At 69.1% G+C, this 2,575-nt stretch carries 2 protein-coding genes; both read right to left on the bottom strand.

Annotated features, from left to right (window positions below; translation table 11 throughout):
- Nucleotides 1-1,684 (bottom strand): UvrD-helicase domain-containing protein (locus HUK82_RS15950; RefSeq protein WP_176614873.1); only part of this gene is annotated, 1,684 nt, incomplete at its 3' end.
- The coding region (locus HUK82_RS15945) for a PD-(D/E)XK nuclease family protein (protein ID WP_176614872.1) at nucleotides 1,681-2,575 on the bottom strand (895 nt) is incomplete at its 5' end. The genes HUK82_RS15945 and HUK82_RS15950, both read right to left, overlap by 4 nt.

Genomic DNA, 2,575 nt, shown 5'->3' with positions numbered 1-2,575 from the left:
ACGGGCCGTCGTCGTCCCCGTCGCGCTCTTCCTCGCGCACAGGCGGCCACAGCTCGACCCGGCCACCCTGCCCGACGCGAGCGGGTATATGGCGTTCGGCGAGCCCGGTCTGGCCGGGCTCGGCCAGGCCCCGCGCGGCCTCGGGCTGGGCGAAGACCTGATCCACAAGGTCCAGCACCGGCGCGGTGGAGCGGAACGACACGACCAGCGAAGGCTCGCGCCATGTGGCACTTGCCCCCTGCACACGTCGTTGAAAACGCTGGCGCCAGTCGCGAAAAGCAGCCGGATCGGCCCCCTGAAACGAATAGATCGACTGTTTGTAGTCACCCACGGCGAAGACGGTACGCGGCAGGCCGCCACGCCCGTCCTCGCGCGCGCCGGTGCCCGAGAAGAACTCCGCCGTCAGGGCGCCGGCGATACGCCATTGTTCGGGTGAGGTGTCCTGGACCTCATCGAGGAGAAGATGATCGATTCCGCCGTCGAGTTTGTAGAGAACCCACGCCGCCCCGGCATCGTCGAGCAACGCCAGCGTGCGGCCGATCAGGTCGTTGTAATCCACCATGCCCAGCCCGGTCTTGCGCGCCGCGTAGCGCGACAGGACCGGCTCCACCACGTCCAGCAGCGACAGCGCGAGCGTAACCAGCCCCTGTGCGGCGATCTGGTCGCGAAGGGATAAAAGCCGCTCGGCCTCGCGCTCCATGAGCGCGGGCGCCTCGGGGTAGGATTCTACAAGTTTCCTGTTCAAGCCGCCATTTTTACGCGGCGTGTTCTCCCGCGTCAGAAAGCCGCTCTCCCACGTCGCGACCGTCTCCAGCCGACGCGCCAGCGGCTGGGCCAGCCAGTCCAGCAAGCCCTGCATCGTCTTCTTCAGCGCGGGCGACCCGTCCTCCGACGCCCGGCGCAGCACGTCGCGCAGACGCTCTTCCTCCGACGGCGTGACGCGCGCCTCGTGCAGGTGCGCCACTGCCACGTCCGGCGCCCCGAGTGCGGCGCGATAGGCGGCCGCCCGGTCGTCGCGCGACAGGGCGAGCACGGGACGCAGATCCTGTGCGCGGTTTTGCAAAAGCCCCAGAAGGGTCGAGAATTTGTCCAGACCAGCCTGTGCCGACAGGGCGGCAAGACGCGCGCCGTCCGCCCGTGCCAGTTCCCCCTCGACAGCGGAGGACAGGGCAAGACGCGCGTCCGTATCCTCCATCAGGGCGAAATGGGGACTGATCGCGGCCTCAATCGGAAACCGTCGCAGAAGGGACTGGCAAAAAGCGTGGATCGTCCCGATCCGCATCCCACCAGGCAGGTCGAGCACCCGCACGAACAGTTCCCGCGCAGCCCTGCGTGTTTCGGGTCCCGGTTCAACCGCCAGGGCGCGGAGTTCGTGATCCAGGCGCGCCGGCTCCGCCGTGACCCAGACGCCGAGGCGATCCTGAAGCCGGATCGCCATCTCGGCGGCGGCGGCCTTGGTGTAGGTCAGGCAGACGATCCGGCCGGGCGGCGTACCGTCGAGCACCTGCACCTCGCCGGTTCCGGGCATGACGGCACGGCGCGGCAGCATCAGTTGCAAAAGCCGGTCGATCAGAAGCTTGGTCTTGCCGCTGCCCGCCGACGCCGAGACGAACACGGACGCCGCCGGGTCCGACGCCTCGGCCTGACGGCGGTTGGCGGTGTCGAGGGGATCGGGCGTGCTCATGGCTCGTCCTCTCGCGCCGCGCCACTCCATTCCGCGACGCGCGCCAACTGGGCGTAATCGTTGTAGCGCGGTTCGCGACCGGGGCGGGGATGGGAATAATACGCCTGATCCGGATCATCAAACCGCTCGATCAGCGCACGCAGGTTTTCCCACGTGCGCTCCGCCAGTTCCCTCACCTCGGACTCATCCAGGGCAATGGGCAGCGCCTCCCCAGGTTTATGCGCCCCGGACAGACGCCAGTACAGCAGGCCGCGCGTGGGCCGGGAGTCGAGGTCCGGGAAGCCGCCATGAGCCAGCATCGCCGCCTCCAGCACCAGTTGCGGCGACCAGCCCGCGACGACGGCTTTCCTGGCCGGCAACTGGCCGGTCTTGTAATCGACGATGTGCGCACGCCCCTCGGCGTCGACATCGATCCGGTCCGCCCGACCGCGCAGGCGGAACGGCCCCCCTTCAAGTCCGTTCAGCGTTACCTCGCCCCGCGTCTCGACCGCGATGGCCCTCGGCGCGCCCATCGTGACGCGACGGTCGCGCTCCGCTTCCGCCACCCAGTGCGCGATACGGTGCAGGCGCGGCCGCCACCATGCACGCAGGGCCGGTCGCACCGTGGCGGCGTTAAGCACGCGGTCGAACGAGGCCGCGAGTTCATCCCCGATCCGGTCGGGCCAGGCCGCGACATGGGTTTTCAGGCATGCCTCCAGAACCTCGTGCACGATCGTGCCGAAATCCGACGCATCGGCGGATTCCTCCAGAGGCGCCAGCGCGCGCAATCCCAGCACATGGCGCGCATAGATCGCATAGGGGTCGCCCAGCCATGTCTCGATCTCGGTCACCGACAGGCGGCGCGGACGCCACGCCAGGGGTGGCCGGGGCGCGGGCGGCTGGACCGGCGAC

The sequence above is a fragment of the Ameyamaea chiangmaiensis genome, from assembly GCF_013376175.1.
GTDB lineage: Bacteria > Pseudomonadota > Alphaproteobacteria > Acetobacterales > Acetobacteraceae > Ameyamaea > Ameyamaea chiangmaiensis.
The sequence above is the reverse complement of the archived record's forward strand: the minus strand, read 5'-3'. Positions and strand labels throughout refer to the sequence as shown.